The organism is Sphingomonas sp. SAFR-052 (assembly GCF_051965015.1).
Taxonomy (GTDB): Bacteria; Pseudomonadota; Alphaproteobacteria; order Sphingomonadales; family Sphingomonadaceae; genus Sphingomonas.
Genome location: NZ_JBQCMO010000003.1, coordinates 34,742 through 61,697 on the forward strand (window position 1 = coordinate 34,742; position 26,956 = coordinate 61,697).

A 26,956-nucleotide genomic window follows, 5' to 3' on the forward strand; every position below is an offset into this window, starting at 1 on the left:
TACTTGACTCGGTTCAACACCTCATTGAGTGAACGTTCTCAATTGGCGCATAAATACAGGGCGCTGGAAATCCGGGGGAGGAATGATATGCGTCGCAGCGCCACTTGCACCGTTTCGCGTTGGATGATCGGGGCTTCGGCCGGCACGTTAGTCGCTGTTGCAGCACCCGCCTTCGCGCAAGACGCGGCTGCAACGCTCGGTCAGCCTGGCGATTCGGAAATCCAGACTCCGGAAACGCCCGGAGCGGAAGGTGACGAAATTCTCGTCACAGGCATCCGCGCTAGTCTCCGCGATGCATTGAACATCAAGCGCAACGCGCAGGGTGTGGTCGACGCGATCAGCGCCGAGGATATCGGTAAATTTCCCGACACCAACCTCGCTGAATCGCTTCAGCGTATTACCGGCGTCTCGATCGACCGCGCGAACGGCGAAGGCTCGACCGTCACCGTGCGCGGCTTCGGCCCTGAATATAACCTGGTCGTGCTAAACGGCCGTCAGCTGCCAACCTCGACGCTGGGCGACGGCGCCAGCGCACCCGCGTCACGTTCGTACGATTTCGCCAACATTGCGTCCGAAGGGATCGCTGGCGTGGAGGTTTACAAGACCGGCCGCGCAGCCGTGCCGTCGGGCGGCATCGGTTCGACGATCAACATCAAGACCCCACGCCCGCTCGACCGTCCTGGCATCCGTGGCTCGGTCGCGGCGAAAGGCATGATCGACACGTCGCAGAACGGCAAGGATCAGATCACGCCGGAATTGTCGGGCGTGTTCAGCAGCACCTTCGGCAGCGAGGACGAGTTCGGCTTCCTGGTGTCAGGCAGCTATCAGAAGCGCAACGCCAGCGTGAACACCGGGTCGGTCGGGTTCGGCAATTCCTTCCTCGGTACCGAGAATGACTGGGGCACGCTGGGCGCGGAAGGGCCGAACGTCATCAACCGTCCGGGTCCGACCGATGTGTACGAAGTGCCGCAGAGCGCGGCGTACAACCTGACTGACATTCGTCGTGAGCGGATCAACGGACAGGTCGTCCTGCAGTACCGCCCGGTCGAATCGCTGACCGCCACGGTCGACTTCACCTATTCGCGCAACAAGGTCGAGGCGCGCGACAGCAGCGTCGGCATCTGGTTCAACTTCGGTGATACGTCGAGCGAGTGGACCGACGGTCCCGCCGCCGGCCCGGTCTTCTACACCGAACGCTTCGGGCCGGGTAAGGACCTGTCGTACAGCGGCTCGCTGACTGCCAATGTCAGCGAGAACAAGTCGCTGGGCGGCAACCTGAAGTGGACGGCGCCGGGCGGCGTCACCGTCACCCTCGACGCGCATCATTCGACCGCGGAATCAAAGCCGACGAACCAGTTCGGCTCCAGCACCTCGGTCGGCTCGGCGATCTTCGGCGTCGCGTCGCAGACGGTGGACTTCACCAAAGACCTCCCGGTCCTCTCGTACGTGATGCAGCCGGGGGTCGACGCGCTGAACCCTGCGCTGATCAACGCGACCGGCAATTCGTTCCGCAACGCGTATTTCCGCGACGAGATCAACCAGGTGCAGCTGAGCGGTCATTACGACCATGACGGCGACTTCCTAGATTCGATCGATTTCGGCTTCTCGTACGTTAACAATAAGGTCCGCTCGGCCTACGGGTTCGTGCAGAACGATACCTGGGGCGGCGTCGGCACCCCGGCGGACCTGCCTGACGACCTGTTCACCCGCGTCTCGCTGCCCGACAAGTTCCGGGGCGTCGACGGGGCGAAGGACGGGATCATCCCGGCCTATTACAAATTCGATTTCGAACGCATGGTCGGCCTGCTCGACCAGAAGTTCGGCATCTGCGGCGGCGACGGCAACTGCCTGGCCCCGTTCGAGGCCGATCGCCGCATCACCGAAAAGACGATCTCGCCCTTCATCCAGGTCAATAACACGTTCGACCTGCTGGACCGCCGTGCGCACCTGATCGCAGGTGTGCGCTATGACCAGACGACAGTCAGCTCGGCCTCGCTGACGCCGATCCCGGTCGGCACGGCATGGGTCGCGCAGGGCGAATTCAATATCGTCTATTCGAACCAGAGCAACTTCCTGACCAACAAGGGCAGCTACGACAACTGGTTGCCGGCGGTCGATTTCGACATAGAGGTGCTGAACAACGTCAAGCTGCGCGGATCGTACAGCCACACCATCACCCGCGCCGACTACAACAGCTTGCAGGGCGGCCTGACACTCAACCGCCAGTTCGGCATCGCCGGTGGCGGCGGGTTGCAGGGCAATCCTAACCTCGTACCGTTCCGGTCGAAGAATATCGATGTGTCGGCTGAATGGTATTACGCCCCGACCAGCTATGTGTCGGCCGGCTATTTCCGCAAGAAGGTCAGCAACTTCATCAATTCGCAGGAGGTGCAGCGTTCGGCGTTCGACCTGCGCGATCCGGCCGATGGTCCGCGCTTCCGCGCGGCGCAGGCGGCGCTGGGCGGCACTACCGACACCGGCCGCATCCGCGACTATATCCTGCGCAACTTCACGCAAGGGGTCGAGGTCGCGCGCAACGCGGCGGGGCAGCCGATCCTCGACGTCAACGGCTATTATACCGGCCGTATCCTGGGGTTGCCGGAAGATGGGCTGGTCGACTTCCGGGTCGGTACGCCGTTCAATTCGGACCAGACGGCAACGCTCGACGGCTTCGAATTCGCGATCCAGCATAGCTTCTGGAACACCGGCTTCGGCACGATCCTAAACTACACGATCGTGCGCGGCGACGCGAAGTTCAACAACTCGCTCGACCCCAATATCGGACAGTTTGCGCTTGCCGGTTTGAGCGACAGTGCGAACGCCGTGCTGTTCTACGACAAGGCGGGGTTGCAGGGGCGTGTCGCCTATAACTGGCGCGACAAGTTCTACGCTGGCGGCAACCCCAACCCGACCTATATCGAAGCCTATGGCCAGATCGACGCGAGCGTCAGCTACGAGTTTCGCCAGGGGCTGACGCTGTTCGCCGAAGCGATCAACCTGACCGGCGAAGGTCGTCGCGGCCATCGGCGCAACGAAAACTTCGTGACGTTCGCGCAGCCGGGCTTCGCGCGCTATACCGGCGGCGTGCGCTTCACCTTCTGACCGCACGGGAAAGGGGCCGGGTGGCGCATAGCGATGCGCCGCCAGAGCACGGAATACGGGACCAGTATCGCGTGACGCAGCGGGTGAGACGGATCGTGGTCGTCGGCGGGGGTACCGCCGGCTGGCTGGCGGCGTGTCGCATCGCCGCTGCCGCCGACCCGTCCGCCGAGGCACCCTTGTCGGTCACGTTGGTCGAATCGCCCGATGTCGCGACGATCGGCGTGGGCGAGGGGACGTGGCCGACCATGCGCGGCACGCTGGCGCGTATCGGAATCGACGAAGCGACCTTCCTGCGCGCCGCCGATGCGTCGTTCAAACAGGGATCGCGCTTTGACGGATGGCGCAGCGGCGCGCACGATGATTTCTATTACCATCCCTTCACCGCGCCAGCGGACCTGCCCGCCGCCGATCTGGTGCGGGCATGGACGGCCGGACGTTTGGCCGAAGCCGTCTGTGCGCAGCCGGCGATCTGCGCCGAGGACCTGGCCCCGCGCCAGCTGGCGATGCCGCCCTATGCCGGGGCACTCAACTACGGCTACCACCTCGATGCGGGCAAGTTCGCCGGACTGTTGCGGGACACCGCCTGCAACCAGCTGGGCGTAACCCATGTCCGCGATCATGTGACGGCGGTCGAGGCGGGGGAGGGTGGCGATATCGCCGCCGTCGTCACGCGGCAATCGGGGCGGATCGCGGGCGACCTGTTTCTCGATTGCACCGGCCATGCCGCGCTGCTGATCGGCGGGCATTACGGGGTGGGGTCGATCGATCGCACGCCGATCCTGTTCAACGACCGGGCGCTGGCAGTGCAGGTACCGGTCGCGCCCGACAGCACGATCGCGTCGCAGACCAACGCGACGGCGCACGATGCCGGCTGGCTCTGGGACATCGGTCTGCCAAGCCGGCGCGGCGTCGGCTGCGTCTATGCGTCCGACTATTTGAGCGACGATGCGGCGGCAGCGACCCTGCGTGCCTATCTGTCACGCACTGCGCCGGGCGTCGATTTCGCCCGTCCGTCGTTCCGCCAGCTGCGCTTCCGCTCGGCGCATCGCGAGCGGTTCTGGCAGGGCAATTGCCTCGCCATCGGCCTGTCCGCCGGTTTCCTCGAACCGCTCGAAGCGTCGGCGATCGTGCTGATAGAGCTGTCGATCGATGCGCTGCTCGACGGCTTTCCGGTGGATCGAGGGGCGGTGGCGTTGCGCGCGCGGCGGTTCAACGCGCTGTTCCGCTATCGTTGGGACCGGATCGTTGATTTCCTGAAACTGCATTATGCGCTGAGCGAACGCGGAACCCCCTATTGGCGGGCGCATCGCGACCGGGCGAGCTGGACCGCCTCCCTGAAGGAACAGCTGGACCTGTGGCGGACGCAGCCGCCATCGCCTGCCGACTTCGCCCATGCCGACGAGGTGTTCCCGGCCGCCAGCCACCAATATGTGTTGTATGGCATGGGGTTCTCTCCGCCGCCCGCCGGGCCGCTGCGTGAAGTCCCCGGTGCCGAAGCGGCGCTGCAGCAGGTGCGGCAACGCGCCCGGACGCTCGCCGCCAGCCTGCCGACCAACCGCGCCTATCTTCGCGCGCTCACTCCTCCTGCCGGAATTGCCCATGTCTGACCATCAACTGCTGAACGTCGCCGCGCATCGCGACCTGCGGGTTCGCCGCGAACGCTCGGTTGTGCTCGGCGACGGGGTAATGACCGCGCTAATCGTGCCCGACGAGTTCCGGCAGGTGCAAGGAAGCTACCCGATCCTGTTCCGCCAGAACCGCGAACGCGACGGCTTCGTCGCACTGGCGCTGTTCGGGTTCGATGCGGGCGAGAATTTGTTCCTCGCCGATGGCCGCTGGGACGCGCCCTACCTGCCGCTGTCGATCGATATTCAGCCGTTCCTGATCGGCGGCGCGCCGGACGGCGATGCCACGCCCAAGGCGGTGATCGATCTCGCCAGCCCGCGAATTTCGACCGACGACGGTGTCCGCATTTTCGATCGGGAGGGGCGGCCGTCGCCCTATCTCGAAGTCATCCTCGAGCGACTGGGTTCGCTGGACGCCGGCTATCGCGGATCAGCGGCGTTCTTGGGTGCGCTCGACCGCTATGACCTGCTCGAACCGTTCACGCTGGAGGTCACGCTCGACAACGGATCGACCAACCGGCTGGTGGGGTTCCACACCATTGCCGAGGAGGGGGTGGCCGAACTCGATGCCGCGACGCTCGGCCGGTTGAATGCAGACGGCCATCTGCTGCCGATCTACATGGCGATCGCCTCGCTCGCCAACCTGCCGGCGTTGATCGCGCGCAAGAACCGGCATGGCTGACCTCCCCCTCATCGCCGAGGTCGAGGTGGCCGATACCGCCGCGCTCGACCGGCTGCTGCGCGAGGCAAAGGCGCCGTTCGTGGTCCGCGGGCTCGTCGCCGATTGGCCGCTGGTACAGGCGGCTGAGCAGTCGTCGCAGGCGGCGCGCGACTATCTGGTCCGGCATCACCGCGACATCCCCTTCACCGTGTCGGTGGGTCAGGCGGGGAGCGGCGGCCGGCTGTTCTACGACGACGCGATGGCGATGAACTTCGCGACCGTCCGCGCCAAGCTGCCTGATATCCTGGCGGAGATGGGCCGGGTGGAGCAATCGACCGATCCCCGGCCGATCTATCTCGCCTCGATCGACATGCGCGGCTTTTTCGAAGGGCTGGACGAGGCGAACCGCGTCGACCTCGGTTCGCGCGAACCCTTGGCCAGCATCTGGATCGGCACGCGCACCCGCATCGCCGCGCATAACGACCTGCCCGCGAACCTTGCCTGCGTCGCGGCGGGGCGGCGGCGCTTCACGCTGTTTCCGCCCGAGCAGTTCGCCAATCTTCATCTCGGGCCGCTCGACAACACGCCGGCCGGACGGGCGGTGTCGATGGTCGATTTCAGCGGGCCTGACTTCGACCACCATCCCCGCTTTGCCGAGGCGTTGGCCCATGCGCAGGTCGCCGAACTCGGCCCCGGCGATGCGATCCACATCCCGTCGCTGTGGTGGCATCATGTCGAGGGGCTGGCGCCGTTCAACATCCTCGTCAACTATTGGTGGCGCGACCAGCAGCGCTGGCTGGGTCAGCCGCAGGACGCGCTGCACCATGCGATCCTCGCCATTCGCGACCTGCCTGACGATCAGAAGGCGCATTGGCGCGCGGTGTTCGACTATTATGTCTTCACCAACGACGATGCGGTGACCGCGCATATCCCGGAGGGCGGGCGCGGCGTGCTCGACCCGCTGACCGCCGACAGTGCCGGGCGGCTGCGCAGCTTCCTGCTGCGGCAGCTGGCGAAATGAGCGTGACCCGCGTCGTGGTTGCCGGCGGTGGGACTGCCGGCTGGATGGCCGCTGCCGCCATTGCCCGGACCATGGGCCATATGGTTCAGGTGACGCTGGTCGAATCTGAAGCGATAGGCACAGTCGGGGTGGGGGAATCGACCATCCCGCCGCTCGTCACCTACAACCGGCTGCTCGGCATCAGCGAGGCCGAGTTCATGGCCGCCACTGCCGCGACCTTCAAGCTGGGCATCCTGTTCGACGGTTGGCGGACCGCTGACAGCCGCTATTTCCACTCGTTCGGTACCACCGGTCGCGACCATTGGGCGGCGGGATTCCAGCATTACTGGCTGAACGGATGCACACGTGGGCACGACCAGCCCTATGACGACTATTGCACCGAACTGGTCGCGGCGTTGCAGGGCCGATTCGCCCATCTGCCGGGCGAAGCGACCAACTATGCCTATCAGCTCGATTCCGGCCGCTATGCCCAGTTCCTACGCACCATGGCCGAGCGTGACGGCACGCAGCGGATCGAGGGCCGTATCGCCCGTGTCGAGCTGGACGCCGGGACCGGCGATATCGCTGCGCTGCTGCTCGACGGGGATCGCCGGGTAGAGGGCGACCTGTTCCTCGATTGCACCGGTTTCCGCGCGCTGCTGATCGAAGGGGCGCTGCACGCTGGCTATGACGACTGGACCCACTGGCTGCCGTGCGACGCGGCGATCGCGGTCCAGACCGAGAGCGTCTGCCCGCCGCTGCCCTATACCCGCGCGATGGCGCATGATGCCGGGTGGCAATGGCGCATTCCGTTGCAGCACCGGGTCGGCAACGGCATCGTCTATTGCAGCCGCTATCTGGATCGCGACGCCGCGCTCGACCGGTTGCTCGGTAATGTCGAGGGTAGGGTTAGGAGCGAACCCAATTTCCTGGGCTTCACAACAGGGGCGAGGCGGCGGCAATGGCATCGCAACTGTGTCGCCATCGGCCTGTCGGGCGGATTCATGGAGCCGCTGGAATCGACCAGTATCCACCTGATCCAGCGCGCCGTGCTGCGCCTGCTCCGGTTGTTCCCGCAAGGGCATGTGAACCCCGCCGACGTGGCCGAATTCAACGACCAGCAATTGCAGGACATGGAGCAAATCCGCGACTTCCTGATCCTGCATTACAAGGTCACCGACCGCAAAGATTCCCCGTTCTGGCGGCACTGTGCCGCAATGGACGTGCCTGACAGCCTGCAACAGAAAATCGACTTGTTCCGTCAGAGCGGACGGGTATTCCGCCGGAACGAGGAATTGTTCGGCGAGAATAGCTGGGTGCAGGTGATGATGGGGCAGGGGATCGTACCAGAGGCGCATCATCCGATCGCGGGGAAGCTCAGCGACCGCGAACTCGACCGGTTACTGTCGATGATCCGGCGGCAGGTCGCCGATACCGTTGCGACGATGCCGCCGCATGGCGACTATGTTGCGCGCTACTGTCCGGCGGATCACCCCTGATGCCGCGTCGGCGTCAGGCGGTGACGATCAAGCATGTCGCGGCCGATGCGGGCGTGTCGTTGCAGACGGTTAGCCGGGTCATCAACAACGAACCCAATGTCCGCCCCGAAATGGCGGAGCTGGTGCGCGGTTCGATCACTCGGCTGGGCTATGTCCCGCTGATCGCGGCGCAGCGCATGGGCGGCTCGAAATCGCGCCTGATCCTGGCGCTCAACGACCGCGACCGCACCATCGCCGGCTGGCAGAATCGCGAGGGTACCGACTGGGTGGACCAGATGCTGCTGGGCGGGATGCTGACCTGCGGCAGCCATGGCTATCGCCTGATCCTCGAACTTGTCGATACGCATAGCGACCATATCGAACGCGAATTGCTGGGGGCCATCGGCGCGCTGCGGCCTGACGGTGTCATCCTGACGCCACCGCATTCGCAGGATCCTACGATTCTCGATCTTCTGGAACGGCAAGGCATCAGCATCGCGCGCATCGGGTCGTTGACCCCCGGCCCCGGTTTTTCGCTGACAATGGGTGATGAGGCAATTGCAGGCGAGGCGACAGAGCATCTCATTGCGCTGGGTCATCGCCGGATCGGATTTATCACGGGTGCAAGTGATTACGAACTAAGTGGCTGGCGCGAGACGGGCTGGCGTGCAGCGATGGCGCGAGCCGGTCTGGCCGACGACCTGCTGCAACAAGGGGATTTCGGCTACGACAGTGGGCTAATAGCGGCACAGGCAATGCTAAACGACGTTGACCCGGCGACGGCAATCATCGCTAGCAGTGACCAAATGGCTGTTGCGACACTCGATTTTGCGCGGAGCCGCGGACTGTCTGTCCCGGATGACCTTTCAATCATTAGCTTTGACGATACACCAATCGTTCGCTTTGCCTCGCCGCCGTTGACAGCGGTGACGCAACCGATTGCTTCGGTCACTCGCTTAGCCGTCGAAGGTATTCTCGCAGAGCAACGCGATGACAATGTGGAGATAGCCGCGGTATCCGTGCCTGCCGAACTTACGCTGCGAGCCTCAACCGGACCGTGGCGAGGTGAGTCGTTCAATCCCATGAGTTGAAAGCGCGATCCCTCCATTTGGTTGGAATGGCAAGTCTGCTGCCGAGGCGGCTTCGCCTTACTCTTGGTTCACTATAGATGATCAAATCGAGCATAAAAGGGGTCGTTTTATAAAAGACCCCGTTTCAAAGGCAAAGAAACGCGAGAGTTTCGGTGCCGGGAGGGTCTACCGAAAAGTACCGGTGGGTGATCGGTTCCAATTGGAACAATCGGATCGGGTGAACGGGGGAAGTTCGCTGACCGACAGCGCCACTGCAGAGGGCCTGAACAGATGTCTGAATTTGGAGACAAGCAAGCGGAGGCAACGACGGGAAGTGGTTCAAAGAGCTGAGTCTGGACCGTCCTGCAGGCTTACTTTTCAGGAAGAGAGACGCCCGCGATACCAGCGGAGTGTCATACCGAGCGTTCTGTCCGTCTATAGACGCTCGCGCTAGGCTCAAGCCTTTGGCATCATTCGGAAATCGAACCGTACCAGCCCAACTGGTACGACGCGTTGGCGGAAGAGGTGGGATTCGAACCCACGGAGAGCTTGCACCCTCGCCGGTTTTCAAGACCGGTTCCTTAAACCACTCGGACACTCTTCCTCTGGCGTTCGATCCGCCTAATGCGGGTCGGCGTCGTTGTGCAAGCCTTTGTCGCAGGAGGGGGTTCATCCGCGTGAGCCCCTGTGCCACAAGATCGGCGTAGCGGAGGGCTGTGTATGCGTATTGCGAAGGCGGGGTTGGCGGCGCTCCTGACCCTGATGGCCGGCGGGTCGGCGGCGGCACAGGATGCCGACGGGTTCCAGTCCTATCTGCGCGAGGTCGCGGTGCGAGCTCGCGCGCAAGGGGTGCGACAGGACACGATCGATTCCGTCCTGCCCACGCTCACCTACAATCCGCGCGTCGTCGAACTCGACCGGCAACAGCCCGGTTCGTCGTCTACCACCACCGTCTCGCGCTTCGCCCCGTACCGCATCCGCCATGTCGATGCCGCGCGGATCAATCGCGGCCGCACCGCCTACCAGGCGCAGCGCGGGCGGCTGGCCGCGATCGAGCAACAGACCGGCGTCCCCGAATCGGTGATGGTCGCCATCTGGGGGCACGAGACCAATTACGGCAGCTATACCGGCGACTTCGATTTGCCACGCAGCCTGGCGACGCTCGCCTATGAAGGGCGCCGCCGCAGCCTGTTCGAACCCGAATTCATCGCCACGCTGAAGATGATCGACCGCGGCGTGCCGCGCGAACGGTTGAAGGGGAGCTGGGCCGGCGCATTCGGCTATCCGCAATTCCTGCCTTCCATCTATCTCCGCCTGGCGCGCGACGGCGATGGCGATGGCGTCGCCAATATCTGGTCGAACCCGGCCGACACGCTGGCGTCGATTGCCAATTATTTCGTCGATGCCGGTTGGCGCCCCGGCCAGCCCTGGGGCTTTGCGGTGGAGGTCCCGGCCGGCTTCGACCGGTCGATCCTGACCCCACGCAGCGTGTCGCCGCGCTGCCCGCGCGTCTTCGCCCGGCACAGCCAGTGGCGCTCGCTCGCCGAATGGCAGGCCCTGGGCGTCGTTGCCAGTGACGGCCGCCGCCTCGACCCGACGATCCAGGCGACGTTGATCGAACCCGATGGTCCGGGCGAGACCGCCTATCTGCTCACCGGCAACTACCGCGTTATCCTCGACTATAACTGCTCGAATTTCTACGCACTGTCGGTCGGGTTGCTGGCCGACGCGGTCGCGCAATGAGTTTCGCGGCGCTGCTCCTTGCCGCAGCTGGGCAGGTGCCGGCGCAGGAAACGCCGCCGGTCGTCCATGCGCAACTGCTGGACGAGGTCGGCAGCGCTCGGGTCGACGACACGCACGGGGTGGGTATGACGGTCCGCCATCGCACGCTGGCGAGCGGCAGCTATGCCGAAGTCACCGCACTCGACAGCGGCAGGACCGTCGTCCTGCTGGTCGAGCGGGACCCGTCCTTGACGGCGGACAACGTCGTATCGCTGTCCGGTCCCGCAGCAAAAGCCATCGGCGTGTTCGATCAGAGGAATGCGAAAATCCGCATCCGCCCCGCCGTGCCATCGCCCGCCGAGCAGGCCGCGATCCGCGCCGGCAACGAAGTGCCCCGCCTCGCCGCGCCGCCAGCCTTGCTCGCCGCGCTCCGGCGACGGCTGCCGTCGACACCGGCGCCGATGACCTTGGCCGCCGCGCCGAAGCCGACGCCGCGCCCGGCCACCCCCGTTGCAGCTCCAGCCAAACCCGCTACCCCGCCGCCGAAGCCCGCCACCACCGGCCGCTGGTTCGTACAGGTCGCCGCCCTGTCCGACGCAACCCGCGCCGCCGCCCTCGCAAAATCCGTCGACGGCGTTGTACGTTCGGCGGGCAGGCTGTACCGGGTGCAATCAGGCCCATTCACCACCCGAGCCGCCGCCGAAACCGCCCGTGCCGCCATCGCACGTCGCGGCTTCGCCGACGCCCGGATCATCGCCCAGGACTGAACGGAACCACGTGCCCCATGCGTAAGATCGCCCTTTCGAGCATCGCCGCCATCGCCATCGCTACCCCCGGCATCGCCGCCGCGCCGCCGTTCGACACGCCGGCCCCGGTCGCGTTCATGACCGACCTGTCGTCGGGTGCGGTGCTGTATGCCAAGGACGCCGATCGCCGCATGCCGCCGGCATCGATGGCGAAGATGATGACCGCCTATGTTGCCTTCGAACTGATCAAGAAGGGCGATCTGAAGCTCAGCGACATGGCGACCGTATCGCCCGAAACGTGGCGGAAATGGCACGGTCCGCAGGCCGGATCGACCATGTTCCTGTCTGTGAACGAGAATGTCAGCGTCGAAAACCTGCTCTACGGCATCATCGTCCTGTCGGGGAACGACGCCTGCGTCGTGCTCGCCGAAAAGATCGCCGGGTCGGAGGAAGCCTTCACCAACCTGATGAACCAGCGGGCCAAGGAACTGGGCCTGACCAACAGCCATTTCGGCACGTCGAATGGCTGGCCTGACGAAGGCCGCACCTATGTGACCGCGCGCGACCTGGCGAAGCTCGCCAGCGCGACGATCCAGAACCATCCGCAACTCTACAAGAAATTCTATTCGAAGACCGATTTCACCTGGGGCAAGACGCTGGGCGAGGGCGCTGCGATTACTCAGGCGAACCGTGATCCGCTGCTCGGCCGGGTGCGCGGTGCCGATGGTCTGAAGACCGGCCATACCGAGGAAGCCGGCTATGGCTTCACTGGATCGGCCGAACAGGATGGCCGCCGTCTGGTGATGGTCCTTGCCGGCCTGACCAGCTCGAACCAGCGTATCGCCGAATCGGTCAAGTTCATGAACTGGGGCTTCGGTGCATGGCGCGCGCGCCCGATCGTCGCGGCGGGCAAGAAGGTCGAGACCGCCGAGGTGCAGCTGGGCGATTCCTCGACCGTCGGCCTCGTCGCGCCCAAGGCGCTGACCGTGACGATGCCCGCCGGCACCAACAGCCCGATCACCGCCAAGGTCGTCTATCGCGGCCCGATCAAGGCACCGATCGCCAAGGGCCAGCATATCGCCGATCTGGTGATTTCGTCGCCCGATACCGGTGAACAGCGCATGCCGCTGGTCGCCGAAAAGGACGTGGCCGAGGCCGGCTTCTTCGGCCGAATCTGGGCGAACCTGACCTCGCTGTTCGCTTGAGCGCCGGGCGGTTCCTGACGCTGGAGGGCGGGGAAGGGGTCGGCAAATCGACCCAGGCCCGCGCGCTGGTTGCCGCGCTGGAAGCGCGCGGCATTCACGCCGTGCTGACCCGCGAACCCGGCGGCAGCGAAGGGGCGGAGGCGATCCGCGACCTGTTGATGCAGGGTGAGGTGCGCCGCTGGAGCGCGCATAGCGAGGCGCTGCTGTTCGCCGCCGCCCGCGCCGATCATGTCGAGAAACATATCAACCCGCTGGTCGCGGCGGGCAGTTGGGTCATCTGCGACCGCTTCATCGACAGCACCCGCGCCTATCAGGGGGCGCAGGGCATCGACGATGCCGCGATCCTCGCGCTCCACGCCTTCGGCTCGCGCGGACTGCTACCCGACCGGACGCTGCTGCTGACGCTGCCCGATGGCGAAGGGGACGCGCGCGCGCGTGCCCGCGATGGCGAGGCAGCCGACCGGTTCGCGGCGCGCGGCGATGATTTCCACCGCTCGGTCGCGGCGACCTTCGACCGGATCGCTGAGACCGAAAGCGACCGGGTGCGCCGCGTCGATGCGTCGGGCGAGGTTTCGGCGGTGACCGAACGCCTGATCGAAGCGATCGCCGACCTGCTGCCATGACCCCGATCGGCAATGATGCCGCGCGGCAGGCGTTCATCGCCGCTGCCGAAGGGGAATCGCTGCACCATGCATGGCTGCTGAGCGGGCCCGAAGGGGTGGGGAAGGGCAGCTTCGCCCGCGACATGGCGCTGCGCCTGCTTGCCACCGCGCTCGACGGGCGCAGCCGGATGCATGGACAGATCGGCGACGACCACCGCGTCGCCGCGCTGATCGCGGCGGGCGCACATCCCGACTATCGCGAACTGGTCCGCCTGCCCAAGGACCCCGACAAGCCCGATCAGGATATTGCCCGAAGCATCAAGATCGATCAGGTCCGCGCCCTGCAACCCTTGTTCGCAACCAAGCCCGCGCTGTCGCCGCGCCGGGTGATCGTGATCGACTCGATCGACGACCTCGAACGTCCCGGTGCCAACGCGCTGCTCAAGAACCTCGAAGAGCCGCCAGTCGGCACGATCTTCCTGCTGGTCAGCCACTCGCCCGGACGGCTACTGCCAACGATCCGTTCGCGCTGCCGCCAGTTGCGCTTCGAACCGCTGACCGACGATCAGGTCGCGGCGGTCATCCGTACCGAACTGCCCGACACCGACCCGGCCGAGGTTGCCGCGCTGGTGGCCGCCGCCGATGGCTCGCCCGGCCGTGCGCTCGCCTATGCCGGACTGTCGGTTGCCGCCCTCGACCGTGACCTTTCGGAGATTGCCGAAACCGGCGACGCCGACAACCGCATCCGCTCGCGCCTCGCCAAGTCGCTGGCCGGCAAGACCGCACAGCCGCGCTACGCCGTGTTCCTCGACCGTGCCCCCGCGCTGATCGCGGCGACCGCGCGGACCTGCACCGGCCCCGCGCTGCGCGATGCGCTCGACGCCTATGACAAGGCCCGCGCGTTGGCATCGATGGCACCGGCGCTGTCGCTGGTGGCGGAGACGACGGTGTTCGAAATGGCGGGCCTCGTTGCCCGACTGGCGCAGGGCCGACGTTTCGCCTAGAGCCTCGGACCATGTCCGATCCCTTCTACATCACCACCGCGATCCATTACCCGAACGGCCGGCCGCATATCGGCCACGCCTATGAAATGATCGCCGCCGACGCCATCGCCCGCTTCCACCGCCAGGCCGGGCGTGACGTGTTCTTTCAGACCGGCACCGACGAACACGGGCTGAAGATGGTCAAGACCGCACGCGACCGCGGTGTCGAGGTGCGCGCGCTGGCTGACGAGATGTCGGGCTATTTCCACGACATGGCCGGTGAACTGAACATCTCGTACGACCGGTTCATCCGCACCGTCGAACCGCAGCATTATGCCGCGTCACAAGCGATCTGGATCGCGATGCGCGATGCCGGCGACCTGTATCTCGACCGCTATGAAGGCTGGTATTCGGTCCGCGACGAAGCCTTTTACGAGGAAAAGGAACTGACCGATGGCGAGGGCGGGGTGCGCCTGTCGCCGCAGGGGACGCCGGTCGAATGGACCGCCGAGGAGACGTGGTTCTTCCGCCTTTCGAAATATCAGCAGCCCCTGCTCGATTTCTACGCCGCCAACCCCGACTTCATCCAACCCGAAAGCCGCCGCAACGAAGTGCTGCGCTTCGTCGAGGGCGGGCTGACCGACCTGTCGGTATCGCGCACCAGCTTCGATTGGGGGGTGCCGGTGCCCGACAGTCCCGGCCACGTCATGTATGTCTGGGTCGATGCGCTCACCAACTATCTGACCGGTGCCGGATATCCCGACACGCCCAACCATTACTGGCCGGCGGCGCTGCATCTGATCGGCAAGGATATCGTCCGCTTCCACGCGGTCTATTGGCCCGCCTTCCTGATGTCGGCGAAGTTGGCATTGCCCAAAACGGTGTTCGGTCACGGCTTCCTCCTCAACCGTGGTGAAAAAATGTCCAAGTCGACCGGTAACGTGGTCGATCCGATGGCGCTCGCCCGCCTCTACGGCGTCGACCAGTTGCGCTACTTTCTGCTGCGCGATGTCAGCTTCGGACAGGATGGCACCTTTTCCGACGAAGCGATCGTCACGCGGGCCAACAGCGACCTCGCCAACAGCTTCGGCAACTTGGCCCAGCGAACCCTCTCATTTATCGCCAAAAATCTGGAAGGCGCGCTCCCCGAACCCGGCCGCAGCGACCCCGCCGACGCCGACCTGCTGGCGACCATCGCGGAGGCAACCCATGCCTTCCGTGGCAACTTCGCCAACTTCCAACTAAGTCAGGCACTTGAGGCATGGATGCGCGGCGTGTTCGCCTGCAACCAGTATATCGACGTGCAAGCGCCCTGGTCGCTGCGCAAGACCGATCCCGACCGAATGCACGCCGTGCTCGGCACGCTGGTCCGCGCGATCCGCGACCTCGCCATCACGATCGTGCCCGTCGTGCCCGCCTCCGCCAACGCCTTGCTCGAGCTACTGAATCAGGCGGGGCAGGGCCATGACGCGCTCGGCAATCACCGCTGGTACGACGAAGCACGCAGCGCGGGCTTCCGCATGGCCCCGCCGACCCCCATCTTCCCCCGACTGACGATCGCGGAGACCGAACCGGCATGAAACTGGCCGACAGCCATTGCCACCTGAATTACAAGGGCGTAGCCGAGCATCAGGGCGAAATCCTGACCCGCGCCCGCGATACAGGCGTCGTGGCGATGCTCAACATTTCCACCCGCGAAAGCGAATGGGATGCGGTGATCGCCACTGCCGAACGCGAAGCGGATGTCTGGGCGACGGTCGGCATCCATCCCCACGAAGCCGATCAGCATCCCGACGTCGATACCGCGCGTCTGGTCGCGGCGGCAGCGCATCCGCGCGTCGTCGGCATCGGCGAAAGCGGTCTCGATTATTATTACGACCATAGCGACCGCGGCGCACAACAGGCGAGTTTCCGGTCGCACCTCGCCGCCTGTCGCGAAACCGGCCTGCCGATCGTGGTCCATACCCGCGATGCCGAGGAGGATACCGCCGCGATCCTGCGCGACGAACTGGGGAAGGGGGCCTTCCCCGGCGTTCTGCACTGCTTCACCGGATCGGCCGAACTCGCCCGGATCGCGCTCGATCTCGGTTTCTACATCTCGATCTCGGGCATCGTGACCTTCAAGAGTGCGCAGGCATTGCAGGCGGTTGCGAAGGAACTGCCGCAGGACCGGCTGCTGATCGAAACCGACGCGCCGTTCCTCGCCCCGGTTCCACATCGGGGCAAGCAGGGCGAACCGGCCTTCGTCGCCGACACCTGCCGTTTCCTTGCGCAGTTGCGCGGCGAGGAACCCGAAGCGCTGGCTGACGCGACCCGCGCCAATTTCCACACGCTGTTCGCCAAGACGCTGGCGTGAAGATTCGCATCCTCGGCTCGGGCACGTCGTCCGGCGTGCCGCGGATTGGCAACGATTGGGGCGCCTGCGACCCGAACGAGCCGCGCAACCGCCGTACGCGGGTGTCGGCGCTGGTTGAGCATGCAGGTACGCGCATCCTGATCGACACCGGCCCGGACATGCGCGAGCAGTTGCTGGCGGCGGACGTCGCGACGGTCGATGCGGTGCTGTGGACCCACGACCATGCCGATCATTGCCACGGCATCGACGATCTGCGGCAGCTGTTCCATAACCAGCGCGCGACCGTCCGCGGCTTTGCCCGCGCCGATACGCTGGCCAGCCTGACGGCGCGGTTCGACTATGTCTTTGCCGGACGACAGGGGTACCGCGCGACGGTGACCGCCGATGTGCTGCCCGATCGGATGACGATCGGTCCGATTGCGATCGGTTGTACCGATCAGCCGCATGGGTCGATCTTCTCGGCCGGCCTGCGTTTCGATGCCGAAGGCGCGGCGATCGGCTATGCCACCGATTTCAGCGCAGTGACGACGGCGATGGTCGATCTGTACCGCGGCGTCGACATTCTGGTGGTCGATGCGCTCCGGATCGCTTCGCACCCGACGCATCCGTCACTCGACGAGGCGCTGGCCTTCGCCCGCGAGTGCGAGGCCAAGCGGACGGTGCTGATCCATATGGACCATTCGATGGATTATGCGACGCTGATGGCCAGTCTGCCGGCCGGGGTCGAGCCGGGCTATGATGGGCTGGAGCTGACGCTGTGAGCGACGATCGCGGCGTCTATATCTTGCTCGGCCTGCTTGCGCTGACCTTACCGTTGTCGTCGCTACTGGTCCGGCGGCCGCCCGCGCGCGCCGTTCTGCGCGCCGTCATCGGTTGGGCGATCATCGCCGCGATCCTGTATCTCGCCTTCAGCAACTGGTCGCGATTGTCCGAAGCCGCGACCGACCTCGGCAACCAACTCGGCCTGACCGAGCAGATGGTCGAAGGCGATACCGTCCGCATTCGGCAGTCGCCCGACGGCCATTTCTACGCAACCGCACGCCTGAACGGCGTGGAGCGTCGGATGCTGATCGACAGCGGTGCGACGACGACCGCGATCTCGGAAGCGACCGCCCGGGCGATCGGCGTCACGCCGCGACGAGTGCCGCCGGTCGTCATCACTACCGCCAACGGCATGGTCGAAGCGGCACGTGGTCGGATCGAGACGGTCCGCATCGGGTCGCTGGAAACGCGCGACCTGCCGGTGGTGGTGTCGCCGGCATTCGGCAACCTCGACGTGATCGGGATGAACTTCCTGTCGCGGCTGGGGAGTTGGCGAGTGGAACGCAGTACGCTGGTCCTCGAAGCCGATAATTTTACATAATGTTTATTATCGGTTCGATTAAGCATTTGGCTTGGAGATAGGTTTGGACCCGCTCGATACCGCTCCTGCGATCACATCGCCCGAAAGCAAACCGTCCGTTGCGTCCGGCGATACGGTCGGACGGATCGTCGCGATCATGGCGCGGCTGCGTGACCCGAAGCGTGGTTGCGAATGGGATTGCGCGCAGACCTTCGCGACGATCGCGCCCTACACGATCGAGGAAGCCTATGAAGTGGCCGACGCGATCGAGCGTGGCGATATCGACGATCTGAAGGATGAACTGGGTGATCTCCTGCTCCAGGTCGTCTTTCACAGCCGCATCGCCGAGGAAGCCGGCCAGTTCGCGTTGCGCGATGTCGTCGATGCCATCAGCGACAAGATGGAGCGGCGCCATCCGCATATCTTTGGTGACAGCGAAACCGGCGGCCATCACCTCTGGGAACAGGTCAAGGCGGCCGAACGTCGGCAAAAACCGGGACAGGACGGTGCGTTAGCGGGCGTCGCCCTGGGCATGCCGGCGCTGGCCCGCGCGGAAAAGCTGCAGAAGCGCGCCGCCCGCGTCGGGTTCGACTGGCCCGACGCGAGTGGTCCGCGGGCGAAGATCGACGAGGAGCTTGCCGAAGTCGAACAGGCGACGACCGACGAAGACCGATTCGAGGAAGTCGGCGACCTGCTCTTCTCGGTCGTCAATTGGGCACGCCATCTCGGCGTCGATCCCGAAGCCGCACTGCGTGCCGCGAACGGAAAGTTCGAACGTCGTTTCAAAGCGATGGAGGCCGAAGATACCGGTTTTGCCGAACGTGCCCTCGCCGAGCAGGAAGCGGCCTGGCAGCGGGCGAAAGGCTGACGCGATCGCCCTCATCCCGGCGACAGAACGGCAACGTACGCGTTCGCCCGAAACGCGATGGCAGTATCGCTCGTTCTCGCCGCCATGCCACTCGCTCCCGCTGCAACCACCACCGTCATCACCAGTCGCGCGCTCCGTGCCGGACACGAAGCGGATTTCGAACGCTGGGTCGAACAACTGAATGCGTTGGCGAGTGCTGCACCGGGTTATCGCGCCGCGATCCGCCTCGGGCAGACCGCCGGGTTCCAGCATCTGCTGTTCCGGTTCGACGATATGACCGCTGCCGAGGCATGGCAGCGTAGCGACGCGGTGGTCGCGCATGTCGCTATTGCCGATGGTTTCTCCACGGCATTGCGTCAGGTCGCTACCGGCAACCGTGTCGCCTTCGACCTCCCGAGCGACGCGAGCGCGAGCAAATGGAAACGCTTCGTCACGACGTGGCTGGCGGTGTTCCCGGTGCTGCTGTTGGTCAGCACCGTCGTGCGGATGGTGCTGACCAATGTGCCACTACCGTTGCAGCTTCTGCCGTCGTCGCTCATCCTCACGGCGACGCTGCAATGGATCATCCTGCCGCGGCTGCAACGCCATACCCGCTTCTGGCTGCTCCAGGACGACTCAGGCCGGTTGCAGACGTCGCCGGCCGAGTAATCTGTGGGTAGCGGCGGTCGTTTCTATCGGAACCCCCTCCCCGCGCGACGCGCCGCCGACGATGAAGATCGCGTGGTTGCCGTTATCGGCGCTTTCGTCGCACAACTTTGGTCGTGTGGTGTGGGGATTGATCCAATTGATTGACGGCCACCGCGCCATCGGCTCCTTTGGCCCAAAGTTTTAGGGGGGGAAGCTATGGCATATAGGACGGACCGGCGATCGGTCCTCACGGGCGTGGCGACAGCAGGCCTCGCGCTCGCCAGCGGCGAAGCGGCTGCACAGGCCCGGACGGCGGGGACCGCGCCCGACTTCTACGAACTGCGGACCTATCATCTGCTCGACGGACCGATGAAGCAGCGGTTCGACGACTACCTTGAGCGTGCATTCATTCCGGCAGCGCGTCGTGCCGGTGCCGGACCGATCGGGGCGTTCGGGGTCGCGATCGGTCCCGGCAGCCCGAGCGTCCATGTACTAATCCCGCATCGATCGCTCGCCGATCTGCTGGCACTGCCCGACAGGCTGGCTGCCGATCCGGCCTATAAGCAGGCGGCGGCCGCATTTGCCGCGGCCACGCCCGGCGATCCACCCTATGTAGCGCTCGACGTGAAGCTGATGCGCGCCTTCGGCCAGTTTCCTCACATCGAGGTGCCGGCGGCGAAGGGCAGTCGCATCTTCGAACTGCGCACCTATCACAGCCATAGCGAACAGGCCGGCGCGACGAAGATCGGCATGTTCGAGGGCGGCGGGGAGATCGAAATTTTCCGCCGGACCGGGTTGACCCCGGTCTTCTTCGCGCAGGACCTCACCGGCACGCAATTGCCGAGCCTGACCTATCTGCTCACCTTCCCCGACCTTGCCGCTCGCGACCGCAGCTGGAAGGCGTTCGGCGCGGACCCGGCGTGGCAGCGGCTGATCGCGATGCCTGGGCTAGCGGAAACGGTAAGCGGGATCGACAATATGATCTTGAGCCCGATGCGTTACTCTCAACTCTGACGCCCGGCGCGCCGTCACCGATCGGGCGCGAACATCCCATATTGTTCGCGCCAAGCCGCGACTTCGTCCTGTAATTCCGCCGGGGCGGGCGCTCCCGACAGGACCAGTCGGGCGATGTCGGGGGTGGGGTGCATCAGCATCTTCTTATCACCGTCACTGAACCAGACGGGGATCAGATAGTCGCACAATACGTCCAGAACCCGCGCGGCCATGCCGTTTTCGATCGCGTCGCTGCCCGCCAGCAGACGGACGTTGATCGACACCCCTTCGAAACAATTCTGCGGTTTCGGCACGAAATTCATCGAAACCAGCAGCCCCGAACGATCGGGTCGCGCCGCATCGGGCAGGTCCGCCTGGCGTCGCCACACGCAGAACCAGGTGCGGCAGATATGCGGGCGGACCGCATGCATGCCGCAGCCGGTCGCGGTCAGGTGCGCGCACGGCACCCCGGCGGGCTTGGCGAAGTCGGGCGAGGCGACCTGCAACACGGTGCAGCAGGCGGTGCAATCGCCGCACGATCGATCGGCGAGCACCGGGCCGAGCATGTTCGTTTCGAGATTGGCGGCGTCGTGCATCGCCCCCGGTTGCCGAGCCGCAACCCAAAAGGCAACCGCCGCCCTGCACGAAATCTGCACCGAGCGAAGCCGATATCCGCACGATGGCGACCGCATGGCCTGCAGGCGCGGCGGTGCATGCCCGTCCCGGATCAACCGGAGACGCCCATGCAATTCGTCAACGCCTGCAAACGCCGCCGCTTCGTCTGGAGCGTCGTCGCCGCCATCGCTGCGGTGACGGCCGGCGACCTCCTGTTCTATCAACAGGGGGCCTATGGTGGGCAGACCGGGTTCGCGCTGGCGGCGCTGCTGCTGCTCGCCATCGCGTGCCGCCCGGCGATTTGGCGCGACCGGCGGGCTTGGGTCGCGGGCGTCGCGGCGTTCGTTTTCGCGATGCAGATGGTGCGCGATCCGGGGCCGTTGCCATGGACGCTCTACTGGATCGCCGCGGGGATGATGGTGTTGCTGCCCGCGACCGGCACGTTCGACGATGGCTGGCGCTGGTTCCAGCGGCTGGCGGCACATGCGCTGCGATCGATCGTCGCGCCGATCATCGATCTGGTCCGCTGGCGCCGGGTGCGGCGTGCGCGGTCAGGCAGTCGGTTCAGCCTGTCGGATAACCTGCACGGCATCGCCCTGCCCGTCATCGGCAGCGGTATCATCCTGCTGCTGTTCGTCGGCGCCAATCCGGTGCTGGCACAATGGATCGACCGACTAACCGGACCGGGTGTCTGGGATGTGGATGTCGTCCGCATCATGATCGGGATCATGGTGCTGATCGCGGCGTGGAGCCTGCTGCACCCGCGCCCGATCCAGCCGATCGTCGGCACGTTCGACGGCAACGGTGACCTGCCCCTGCCCGGCGTCACGGTCGCATCGGTGCGTCGCTCGCTGATCGCGTTCAACCTGCTGTTCGCGGTGCAGAATGCGATGGATATCGCCTATTTGAGCGGACGGGTGCCGATGCCGGCCGGGATCACGCTGGCCGACTATGCGCATCGTGGCGCCTATCCGCTGATCGCGACCGCACTGCTCGCCGCGCTGTTCGTGCTGGTCACGCTGCGGCCGGGGTCGCGGACCGCCGCGATCCCCGCGATCCAGCGGCTGGTCGGGCTGTGGATCGCACAGAACCTGATCCTCGTCGCCTCGTCGATCGTCCGCACGGTCGATTATATCGAGGCCTATTCGCAGACCGGGCTGCGGCTGGCGGCGCTGGCATGGATGGCGCTGGTCGGGTGCGGGTTGACCTTCATCCTGTGGCGGCTGCTGAAGGGGCGGAGCGCCGGCTGGCTCATCAACGTCAATCTCGCCGCCGCCGGACTGGTGCTCAGCGGCTTCGCGCTCACGGACAGCGCCGCGTTCGTCGCGTCGTGGAATGCGCGCCATGCCGGCGACGTCGGCGGACGCGGTGCGGCGCTCGACCTCTGCTATCTGCACATGCTCGGCGACTCCGCACTGCCCGCACTGATCGAACTGGAGCAGCGGGGCGACATCGATCCGGCGCTGCGCGACCGGGTTCGCTATGTCCGCAGCTCGGTGCTGTTCGCGCTCGACCATCGGTTGGGCAATGGCGGATGGACGTGGCAGGGCGAACGGCGGCTGGCGGCGGCACGGGCGGCGTTTCCCGATCTGCCCGCCAAGCTGCCGATGCCCGGTGGCGACCGCAGGTGCGACGGTCGCCTGAAACCGCCCCCTGCCCCGGCCGCCCCGGTCACCTCCACATTGACAGTGGAGGCGCGGCCATGATCCTGTGTCCCATGCCGCGTTCGATCCTGATCGTCGACGACGATCCGCACATCCGCCAGTTGCTGGTCTTCGCCTTCGGCAAGGCGGGGCTAACCACGCGCGAGGCGGGCGATGGCGAGGACGCGCTGGCCAGCGTGACGCGCGATCCGCCCGACCTGATCGTGCTCGACATCAACATGCCGCGCATGGACGGGCTGGAGGTGTGTCGCCGGTTGCGCGCGGTCGGCGACCTGCCGATCCTGTTCCTGTCATCGCGCGACGACGAGATCGACCGGGTGCTGGGGATCGAGCTCGGCGGCGACGATTATGTCGTGAAACCCTTTTCCCCGCGCGAGGTCGTGGCGCGCTCGATGGCGATCCTGCGCCGCGCCGCCGCGCATCCGCCGCGCGCGGAGACGGTGGCGAGCTTTCGCTATGGCGGGCTGACCATCGACAGCGAAGGCTGGGTCGCGCACTGGATGGGGCAGGAGATTGCGCTGACCGTGACCGAATTCACGATCCTGCGCACGCTGGCGTCGATGCCGTCGCGCATCTTCTCACGCGACCAGATCATCGACCGGCTGCATGGTCCGGGCTTCGCGATCACCGACCGCACGATCGACAGCCATGTCCGCAACCTGCGCCGGAAATTTGCGGAGGCGGGCTGTGCCGACCTGATCGAGACGCGCGCCGGGGTCGGCTATCGGCTGGGTGGCTGCCGGGAGCCGGTCGCCGCGACATGATCGCGCGGGCGAAGGCAGCGATCGCCCGGCACTGGCCGGTGCTGCGGCTGCGCACGATCCTGTTCAGCACGCTGCTGCTGGTCGCGGCGCTGCCGGGCTTCGGCGCGCTGTTCCTGCGAGTGTACGAGAATGCGCTGGTCCGCCGCACCGAGGGCGAGTTGGTGGCGCAAAGCGCAGCACTCGCAGCGAGCGCGGCTGTGCTGTGGCAAACCGCGCGACTGGCGCCGCTCGGCGTCATCGCACCGCCCGGTCCCTATGATCCGCAGAGCGAGGTCGACCTGCGAGCTTCGCCGATCCTGCCGCCCCGCCCCGCCGCCCGCGCTCTGCCGATTCAGCCACAACCCGATGCAGTCGAGACGGCCCGTCGCCTGCTGCCGGCAATCGCCGAGACGCAACGGACGACGCTGTCATCGATCCTGATGCTCGATGCCGACGGGACGCTGCTCAACGGCGGTGAGGCCGGGCGTTCGCTCCGGACGCTGCCGGAAGTGCGGTCGGCGCTGGCCGGGCGACCGGCGACCGTACTGCGCGAGAATGGCGGCTATGTGTCACGCTATGCCTTTGAATGGTTGAGCCGGGCGTCGAACCTGCGGCTGCACCACGCCCGGCCGATCGTGGTCGACGGACGGGTACGCGGCGTGTTGCTGGTGTCGCGATCGCCGCGTCCGCTGTTCAAGGGGATGTACGAGGATCGCGGCAAGATCGTCCTCGGCATCGTGCTGATCTTCGGCGCGCTGATCGTGCTGACCGCGACGCTGTCGCGGGCGATCGTACGGCCGATCGAGCGGTTGAGCCGGGCGACGCGGACGCTGGCATCGGGACGACCGGCGGCAACCGACCTGCCCTCGCTCCAGGTCGTCGAGATCCGCGACCTGTTCCGCGACTTTGCGGTGATGGCCGACAGCATCGACAAACGATCGCGCTACCTGCGCGATTTCGCATCGTCGGTCAGCCATGAGTTCAAGACGCCGCTGGCCGGGATCAGCGGCGCGATCGAGCTGTTGCAGGATCATGAGGCGGACATGACCCCCGCCGATCGCCGCCAGTTCCTGCGCAACATGGCGGTCGATGCCGAACGCCTGTCGCGGCTGGTCCGGCGGTTGATGGAGCTGGCCAAGGCCGATCTGCACCGGCCGGGCGCGACGGCGGGCGCGGCGCTGCCGCCGGTGCTGGCGATGGTCGCGGACGGGCTGGCGGGGGATGGTTTCGCGGTGCGACCCGCGCTGCCCGACGCGCTGCCGCCACTGGCGATCGACGCGCGGACGCTGGAGGCGGTGTTGACGACGCTGGTCGACAATGCGCGACAGGCCGGGGCGTCGGTCGTAACCGTCTCCGCGATCGTCGAGGACGGCCATGTAGTCATCGATCTGGCGGACGATGGCCGCGGCATCGCGCCCGCCGATCGCGATCGCATCTTCGAGGCGTTCTTCACGACCAAGCGCGAGGCGGGCGGTACCGGGCTGGGGCTGCCAATCGCGCGATCGCTGGTCGAGGCCTATGGTGGTACGCTGACGCTGGGCGAGGCAGCACAGGGGGCGTGTTTCCTGCTCGCCCTGCCGATCGATCCGGCCGCCCCAGGGAACCGGATGGCGCGTCAACCGTAAGTCATTGAAATCAGGACATACGGGAGATCGCATGCGCGACCGGACCAAGGCGATCATCATGGCGGGCGGCGCGAGCGTCGCCGCGGTGGGGTTATGGACGCTGCTGCGTAGCGCCGGCGATGCCGATCCGGACCCGGCCTATCCGCCGCTCGACCGCCCCAAGCCCCTCACCGACGATATTTGGGTCGTCGACGGCGGCCCGATCAACGCGATGGGGCTGACGCTGCCGGTACGGATGACGATCGTGCGGCTGGGCGATGGTGACCTGATCCTGCATTCGCCGACCCGCTACAGCCCCGAACTGGCCGCAGCGGTTGCCGAGCTGGGTACGATCCGACATCTGGTCGCGCCCAACGTCGCGCACTGGACGTTCATCGCCGATTGGCAGCGCGCTTATCCGGCAACGACGATGTGGAGCGCGCCGGGGCTGTCGGATCGGGCACAGGTTCGCGCGTCGGGGCTGCGTATCGATCGCGAACTGGACGATACGCCGCCGGCCGAATGGGCCGACGCGCTGCAACAGGGCGTCGTCACCGGGGCGGCGGGGTTCAGCGAGATGTGGTTCCTGCACCGGCCGAGCCGGACCCTGATCCTCGTTGACCTGATCGAAAATCTGGAGCCGGACAAGCTGCCGCCGGTCCAGCGGATGTTGATGCAGGCGGCTGCGGCGACGCAGGGCACGACCGCGCGCTATCTGCGGATACCGGTGCGGCTGGGGGGCGATGCGGCGAAAGCAGCGGTGCGGGCGATGATCGCGCTTCAGCCCGAGCGGGTCGTGTTCGCGCACGGGACGATCTTCGAGCGCGATGGCGCCGCGCGGCTGGCCCGTGCGTTCGACTGGCTTGTGGAAAGCGACGATCAGTCTTTTTGAGGAGTGATGACGATGCAACCAACCGAACCCGACGCCAATCTGTCGACCGAGCATCAACGCAAGGGCGATGCGCGCAAGCCGAGCGATACGCTCGACCGCGATCAGCCGAAGACCGACGCGGAGAAGGATCCCCCGCGCCGGTCGTCGCTGACCTGACCGGTTCCGGCAGGGGCGCACCCCTGCCGGACGCCTAGATCAGCCGTCGATCCCGTAATGATAATAGGTCACGCCGTTGACCGTTTCCTGACCCAGGAAGTCGATCGACAGCATGTTGTGGCCGACGCCGTTCAGGTCAATTTGGCCACCGGGATGGCGGATGCCGTCGCTCGACTTCGGACCGCCCTCGCCCGACAAGTCGAGAACATTGTTGCTGCCGAAGCCGATCGTGGCGTTGTCGTCACTGTCAAAAATCTGGCGGGTGGTGACGATACGATCGTCGGCACCGAAGCCGTTGATCGTGTCGAAGCCCAGGTTCAGCCCGAGCGCGTTGTCGTAGAAGAAGGTGAACTTGCCCGACGATGCATCGAACGTGTCGTTGGTGACCTTGCCTTCGGTGAAGCCCTCGAGCCGAACCGATGCGTCAGCATAGGCATGGCCGCCGTCCTTCGACCCTAGATAGCGCAGGTTGACGACCCCGCCATCGGCCGCGACCAACGACAACTGGTCCGCGCCGCCCGGACCGTCGACGTCGATCAAGCCATTCTCTCCGGCATCGACGCTGTCGCCGATCGAGCGATAGTTGATCAGCGAGTCGTTCTTGCGGAACGTCAGGATCGTGTCGTCGCCGACATTGCCGTTGCTGACGATATAGGCGGTGGCGATGTCGTAGCCAGTGACGACATCGTTGGTCCCGTTCGACACGAGCACGGTCGACGCAGCGGTGGTGATCAGTGAATTGTTGTTCGGCATGGTTCCCCCTTACGAATGCCATTCGGCCAAGCCCCGGAGGTTCCCGTGTGGCAGGCCTAATGTTCGAACCGGAAAACCCCGGCCCGCGCAAGCGGTTCCAAAGAAACAATATTTTGCGGTGAATCGAAAAGTTAGCGAAATATTAACGA

General features: G+C 65.7%; 25 protein-coding genes and 1 tRNA gene. 23 read left to right on the forward strand and 3 right to left on the reverse strand.

The window, feature by feature from the left end; genetic code table 11:
* Window positions 1-123 precede the first annotated feature (123 nt).
* The 6 genes from ACTHQV_RS05915 to ACTHQV_RS05940 all read left to right on the forward strand — a co-directional run bounded on the left by ACTHQV_RS05915 (window position 124) and on the right by ACTHQV_RS05940 (window position 8,957).
* Entirely contained in the window at window positions 124-3,102 is a 2,979-nt protein-coding gene (locus tag ACTHQV_RS05915; RefSeq protein ID WP_440488943.1) for a TonB-dependent receptor, read from the forward strand.
* Between the two features lie 71 nt (window positions 3,103-3,173).
* Window positions 3,174-4,709, forward strand: coding sequence for a tryptophan halogenase family protein (locus tag ACTHQV_RS05920; RefSeq protein ID WP_440489391.1), 1,536 nt, complete (start codon window positions 3,174-3,176; stop codon window positions 4,707-4,709).
* Window positions 4,702-5,409 (forward strand): SapC family protein, encoded by a 708-nt coding sequence (locus tag ACTHQV_RS05925; RefSeq protein WP_440488944.1) that lies wholly within the window; start codon window positions 4,702-4,704, stop codon window positions 5,407-5,409. Before ACTHQV_RS05920 ends, ACTHQV_RS05925 begins: the two co-directional genes overlap by 8 nt.
* On the forward strand, window positions 5,402-6,409 hold the full coding sequence (locus tag ACTHQV_RS05930) for a cupin-like domain-containing protein (protein ID WP_440488946.1): 1,008 nt from the start codon (window positions 5,402-5,404) through the stop codon (window positions 6,407-6,409). Before ACTHQV_RS05925 ends, ACTHQV_RS05930 begins: the two co-directional genes overlap by 8 nt.
* Window positions 6,406-7,887 carry a tryptophan halogenase family protein gene (locus tag ACTHQV_RS05935; protein WP_440488947.1) on the forward strand — a complete coding sequence of 494 codons (1,482 nt, stop codon included), beginning with the start codon at window positions 6,406-6,408 and terminating at the stop codon, window positions 7,885-7,887. The genes ACTHQV_RS05930 and ACTHQV_RS05935 overlap by 4 nt, the downstream gene beginning before the upstream one ends.
* Window positions 7,887-8,957 carry a LacI family DNA-binding transcriptional regulator gene (locus tag ACTHQV_RS05940; RefSeq protein ID WP_440488948.1) on the forward strand — a complete coding sequence of 357 codons (1,071 nt, stop codon included), beginning with the start codon at window positions 7,887-7,889 and terminating at the stop codon, window positions 8,955-8,957. The genes ACTHQV_RS05935 and ACTHQV_RS05940 overlap by 1 nt, the downstream gene beginning before the upstream one ends.
* A 493-nt stretch (window positions 8,958-9,450) precedes the next feature.
* On the opposite strand, the gene ACTHQV_RS05945 is transcribed toward ACTHQV_RS05940, so the two are convergent.
* A tRNA-Ser gene (locus ACTHQV_RS05945) sits at window positions 9,451-9,540 on the reverse strand.
* A 116-nt stretch (window positions 9,541-9,656) separates the two neighbouring features.
* On the opposite strand from ACTHQV_RS05945, the gene ACTHQV_RS05950 reads away from it, so the two are divergent.
* The 12 genes from ACTHQV_RS05950 to ACTHQV_RS06005 all read left to right on the forward strand — a co-directional run bounded on the left by ACTHQV_RS05950 (window position 9,657) and on the right by ACTHQV_RS06005 (window position 20,401).
* Window positions 9,657-10,679 carry a lytic murein transglycosylase gene (locus ACTHQV_RS05950; RefSeq protein WP_440488949.1) on the forward strand — a complete coding sequence of 341 codons (1,023 nt, stop codon included), beginning with the start codon at window positions 9,657-9,659 and terminating at the stop codon, window positions 10,677-10,679.
* Window positions 10,676-11,425: an SPOR domain-containing protein gene (locus tag ACTHQV_RS05955; RefSeq protein ID WP_440488951.1), complete on the forward strand. Its 750-nt coding sequence runs from the start codon at window positions 10,676-10,678 to the stop codon at window positions 11,423-11,425. Before ACTHQV_RS05950 ends, ACTHQV_RS05955 begins: the two co-directional genes overlap by 4 nt.
* Window positions 11,426-11,442: 17 nt before the next feature.
* Entirely contained in the window at window positions 11,443-12,609 is a 1,167-nt protein-coding gene (locus tag ACTHQV_RS05960; RefSeq protein ID WP_440488953.1) for a D-alanyl-D-alanine carboxypeptidase family protein, read from the forward strand.
* Window positions 12,606-13,232, forward strand: a complete 627-nt coding sequence (tmk, locus tag ACTHQV_RS05965) for a dTMP kinase (RefSeq protein WP_440488954.1) — start codon at window positions 12,606-12,608, stop codon at window positions 13,230-13,232. Before ACTHQV_RS05960 ends, tmk begins: the two co-directional genes overlap by 4 nt.
* Complete coding sequence (locus ACTHQV_RS05970; protein ID WP_440488956.1) at window positions 13,229-14,215, forward strand: AAA family ATPase; 987 nt, start codon at window positions 13,229-13,231, stop codon at window positions 14,213-14,215. The genes tmk and ACTHQV_RS05970 overlap by 4 nt, the downstream gene beginning before the upstream one ends.
* 11 nt (window positions 14,216-14,226) lie before the next feature.
* Entirely contained in the window at window positions 14,227-15,774 is a 1,548-nt protein-coding gene (gene metG, locus ACTHQV_RS05975) for a methionine--tRNA ligase (protein WP_440488957.1), read from the forward strand.
* Window positions 15,771-16,550: a TatD family hydrolase gene (locus ACTHQV_RS05980; protein WP_440488958.1), complete on the forward strand. Its 780-nt coding sequence runs from the start codon at window positions 15,771-15,773 to the stop codon at window positions 16,548-16,550. The genes metG and ACTHQV_RS05980 overlap by 4 nt, the downstream gene beginning before the upstream one ends.
* The gene (locus tag ACTHQV_RS05985; protein ID WP_440488959.1) at window positions 16,547-17,311 is read left to right on the forward strand and encodes an MBL fold metallo-hydrolase; all 765 of its coding nucleotides are present in this window, start codon (window positions 16,547-16,549) and stop codon (window positions 17,309-17,311) included. The genes ACTHQV_RS05980 and ACTHQV_RS05985 overlap by 4 nt, the downstream gene beginning before the upstream one ends.
* A complete protein-coding gene (locus ACTHQV_RS05990) occupies window positions 17,308-17,913 on the forward strand; it encodes a retropepsin-like aspartic protease family protein (RefSeq protein ID WP_440488961.1) in 606 nt (201 codons plus the stop codon). The genes ACTHQV_RS05985 and ACTHQV_RS05990 overlap by 4 nt, the downstream gene beginning before the upstream one ends.
* 70 nt (window positions 17,914-17,983) lie before the next feature.
* Window positions 17,984-18,760, forward strand: coding sequence for a nucleoside triphosphate pyrophosphohydrolase (mazG, locus tag ACTHQV_RS05995; protein WP_440489393.1), 777 nt, complete (start codon window positions 17,984-17,986; stop codon window positions 18,758-18,760).
* A 57-nt stretch (window positions 18,761-18,817) separates the two neighbouring features.
* The gene (locus ACTHQV_RS06000; protein WP_440488962.1) at window positions 18,818-19,408 is read left to right on the forward strand and encodes a hypothetical protein; all 591 of its coding nucleotides are present in this window, start codon (window positions 18,818-18,820) and stop codon (window positions 19,406-19,408) included.
* 195 nt (window positions 19,409-19,603) lie between these two features.
* Window positions 19,604-20,401, forward strand: coding sequence for an NIPSNAP family protein (locus ACTHQV_RS06005; protein ID WP_440488964.1), 798 nt, complete (start codon window positions 19,604-19,606; stop codon window positions 20,399-20,401).
* Window positions 20,402-20,415: 14 nt separating this feature from the next.
* On the opposite strand, the gene ACTHQV_RS06010 is transcribed toward ACTHQV_RS06005, so the two are convergent.
* Window positions 20,416-20,976, reverse strand: coding sequence for a YkgJ family cysteine cluster protein (locus ACTHQV_RS06010; RefSeq protein ID WP_440488966.1), 561 nt, complete (start codon window positions 20,974-20,976; stop codon window positions 20,416-20,418).
* A gap of 147 nt (window positions 20,977-21,123) precedes the next feature.
* Here ACTHQV_RS06010 and ACTHQV_RS06015 point away from each other — a divergent pair, with 147 nt between their 5' ends.
* From ACTHQV_RS06015 to ACTHQV_RS06035, 5 genes are read left to right on the forward strand one after another with little or no spacing between them, the layout of a single operon-like run.
* Complete coding sequence (locus ACTHQV_RS06015; RefSeq protein WP_440488967.1) at window positions 21,124-22,701, forward strand: DUF4153 domain-containing protein; 1,578 nt, start codon at window positions 21,124-21,126, stop codon at window positions 22,699-22,701.
* A complete protein-coding gene (locus ACTHQV_RS06020) occupies window positions 22,698-23,423 on the forward strand; it encodes a response regulator transcription factor (RefSeq protein ID WP_440488968.1) in 726 nt (241 codons plus the stop codon). Before ACTHQV_RS06015 ends, ACTHQV_RS06020 begins: the two co-directional genes overlap by 4 nt.
* Window positions 23,420-25,027, forward strand: coding sequence for a HAMP domain-containing sensor histidine kinase (locus ACTHQV_RS06025; protein ID WP_440488969.1), 1,608 nt, complete (start codon window positions 23,420-23,422; stop codon window positions 25,025-25,027). Before ACTHQV_RS06020 ends, ACTHQV_RS06025 begins: the two co-directional genes overlap by 4 nt.
* Before the next feature lie 31 nt (window positions 25,028-25,058).
* Window positions 25,059-25,898: a DUF4336 domain-containing protein gene (locus ACTHQV_RS06030; protein ID WP_440488971.1), complete on the forward strand. Its 840-nt coding sequence runs from the start codon at window positions 25,059-25,061 to the stop codon at window positions 25,896-25,898.
* Window positions 25,899-25,904: 6 nt separating this feature from the next.
* Complete coding sequence (locus tag ACTHQV_RS06035; RefSeq protein ID WP_440488973.1) at window positions 25,905-26,054, forward strand: hypothetical protein; 150 nt, start codon at window positions 25,905-25,907, stop codon at window positions 26,052-26,054.
* A 39-nt stretch (window positions 26,055-26,093) separates the two neighbouring features.
* On the opposite strand, the gene ACTHQV_RS06040 is transcribed toward ACTHQV_RS06035, so the two are convergent.
* Window positions 26,094-26,807 (reverse strand): hypothetical protein, encoded by a 714-nt coding sequence (locus tag ACTHQV_RS06040; protein WP_440488974.1) that lies wholly within the window; start codon window positions 26,805-26,807, stop codon window positions 26,094-26,096.
* Window positions 26,808-26,956 lie beyond the last annotated feature (149 nt).

Bases quoted from the DNA above. Each gene is read 5' to 3' on its own strand.
- ACTHQV_RS05915 (WP_440488943.1), top strand. From the start codon at position 124: ATGATCGGGGCTTCGGCCGGCACGTTAGTCGCTGTTGCAGCACCCGCC.
- ACTHQV_RS05925 (WP_440488944.1), top strand. From the start codon at position 4,702: ATGTCTGACCATCAACTGCTGAACGTCGCCGCGCATCGCGACCTGCGG.
- ACTHQV_RS05930 (WP_440488946.1), top strand. From the start codon at position 5,402: ATGGCTGACCTCCCCCTCATCGCCGAGGTCGAGGTGGCCGATACCGCC.
- ACTHQV_RS05935 (WP_440488947.1), top strand. From the start codon at position 6,406: ATGAGCGTGACCCGCGTCGTGGTTGCCGGCGGTGGGACTGCCGGCTGG.
- ACTHQV_RS05940 (WP_440488948.1), top strand. From the start codon at position 7,887: ATGCCGCGTCGGCGTCAGGCGGTGACGATCAAGCATGTCGCGGCCGAT.
- ACTHQV_RS05950 (WP_440488949.1), top strand. From the start codon at position 9,657: ATGCGTATTGCGAAGGCGGGGTTGGCGGCGCTCCTGACCCTGATGGCC.
- ACTHQV_RS05955 (WP_440488951.1), top strand. From the start codon at position 10,676: ATGAGTTTCGCGGCGCTGCTCCTTGCCGCAGCTGGGCAGGTGCCGGCG.
- ACTHQV_RS05960 (WP_440488953.1), top strand. From the start codon at position 11,443: ATGCGTAAGATCGCCCTTTCGAGCATCGCCGCCATCGCCATCGCTACC.
- ACTHQV_RS05970 (WP_440488956.1), top strand. From the start codon at position 13,229: ATGACCCCGATCGGCAATGATGCCGCGCGGCAGGCGTTCATCGCCGCT.
- metG (WP_440488957.1), top strand. From the start codon at position 14,227: ATGTCCGATCCCTTCTACATCACCACCGCGATCCATTACCCGAACGGC.
- ACTHQV_RS05980 (WP_440488958.1), top strand. From the start codon at position 15,771: ATGAAACTGGCCGACAGCCATTGCCACCTGAATTACAAGGGCGTAGCC.
- ACTHQV_RS06000 (WP_440488962.1), top strand. From the start codon at position 18,818: ATGGCAGTATCGCTCGTTCTCGCCGCCATGCCACTCGCTCCCGCTGCA.
- ACTHQV_RS06005 (WP_440488964.1), top strand. From the start codon at position 19,604: ATGGCATATAGGACGGACCGGCGATCGGTCCTCACGGGCGTGGCGACA.
- ACTHQV_RS06010 (WP_440488966.1), bottom strand. From the start codon at position 20,976: ATGCACGACGCCGCCAATCTCGAAACGAACATGCTCGGCCCGGTGCTC.
- ACTHQV_RS06015 (WP_440488967.1), top strand. From the start codon at position 21,124: ATGCAATTCGTCAACGCCTGCAAACGCCGCCGCTTCGTCTGGAGCGTC.
- ACTHQV_RS06020 (WP_440488968.1), top strand. From the start codon at position 22,698: ATGATCCTGTGTCCCATGCCGCGTTCGATCCTGATCGTCGACGACGAT.
- ACTHQV_RS06025 (WP_440488969.1), top strand. From the start codon at position 23,420: ATGATCGCGCGGGCGAAGGCAGCGATCGCCCGGCACTGGCCGGTGCTG.
- ACTHQV_RS06030 (WP_440488971.1), top strand. From the start codon at position 25,059: ATGCGCGACCGGACCAAGGCGATCATCATGGCGGGCGGCGCGAGCGTC.
- ACTHQV_RS06035 (WP_440488973.1), top strand. From the start codon at position 25,905: ATGACGATGCAACCAACCGAACCCGACGCCAATCTGTCGACCGAGCAT.
- ACTHQV_RS06040 (WP_440488974.1), bottom strand. From the start codon at position 26,807: ATGCCGAACAACAATTCACTGATCACCACCGCTGCGTCGACCGTGCTC.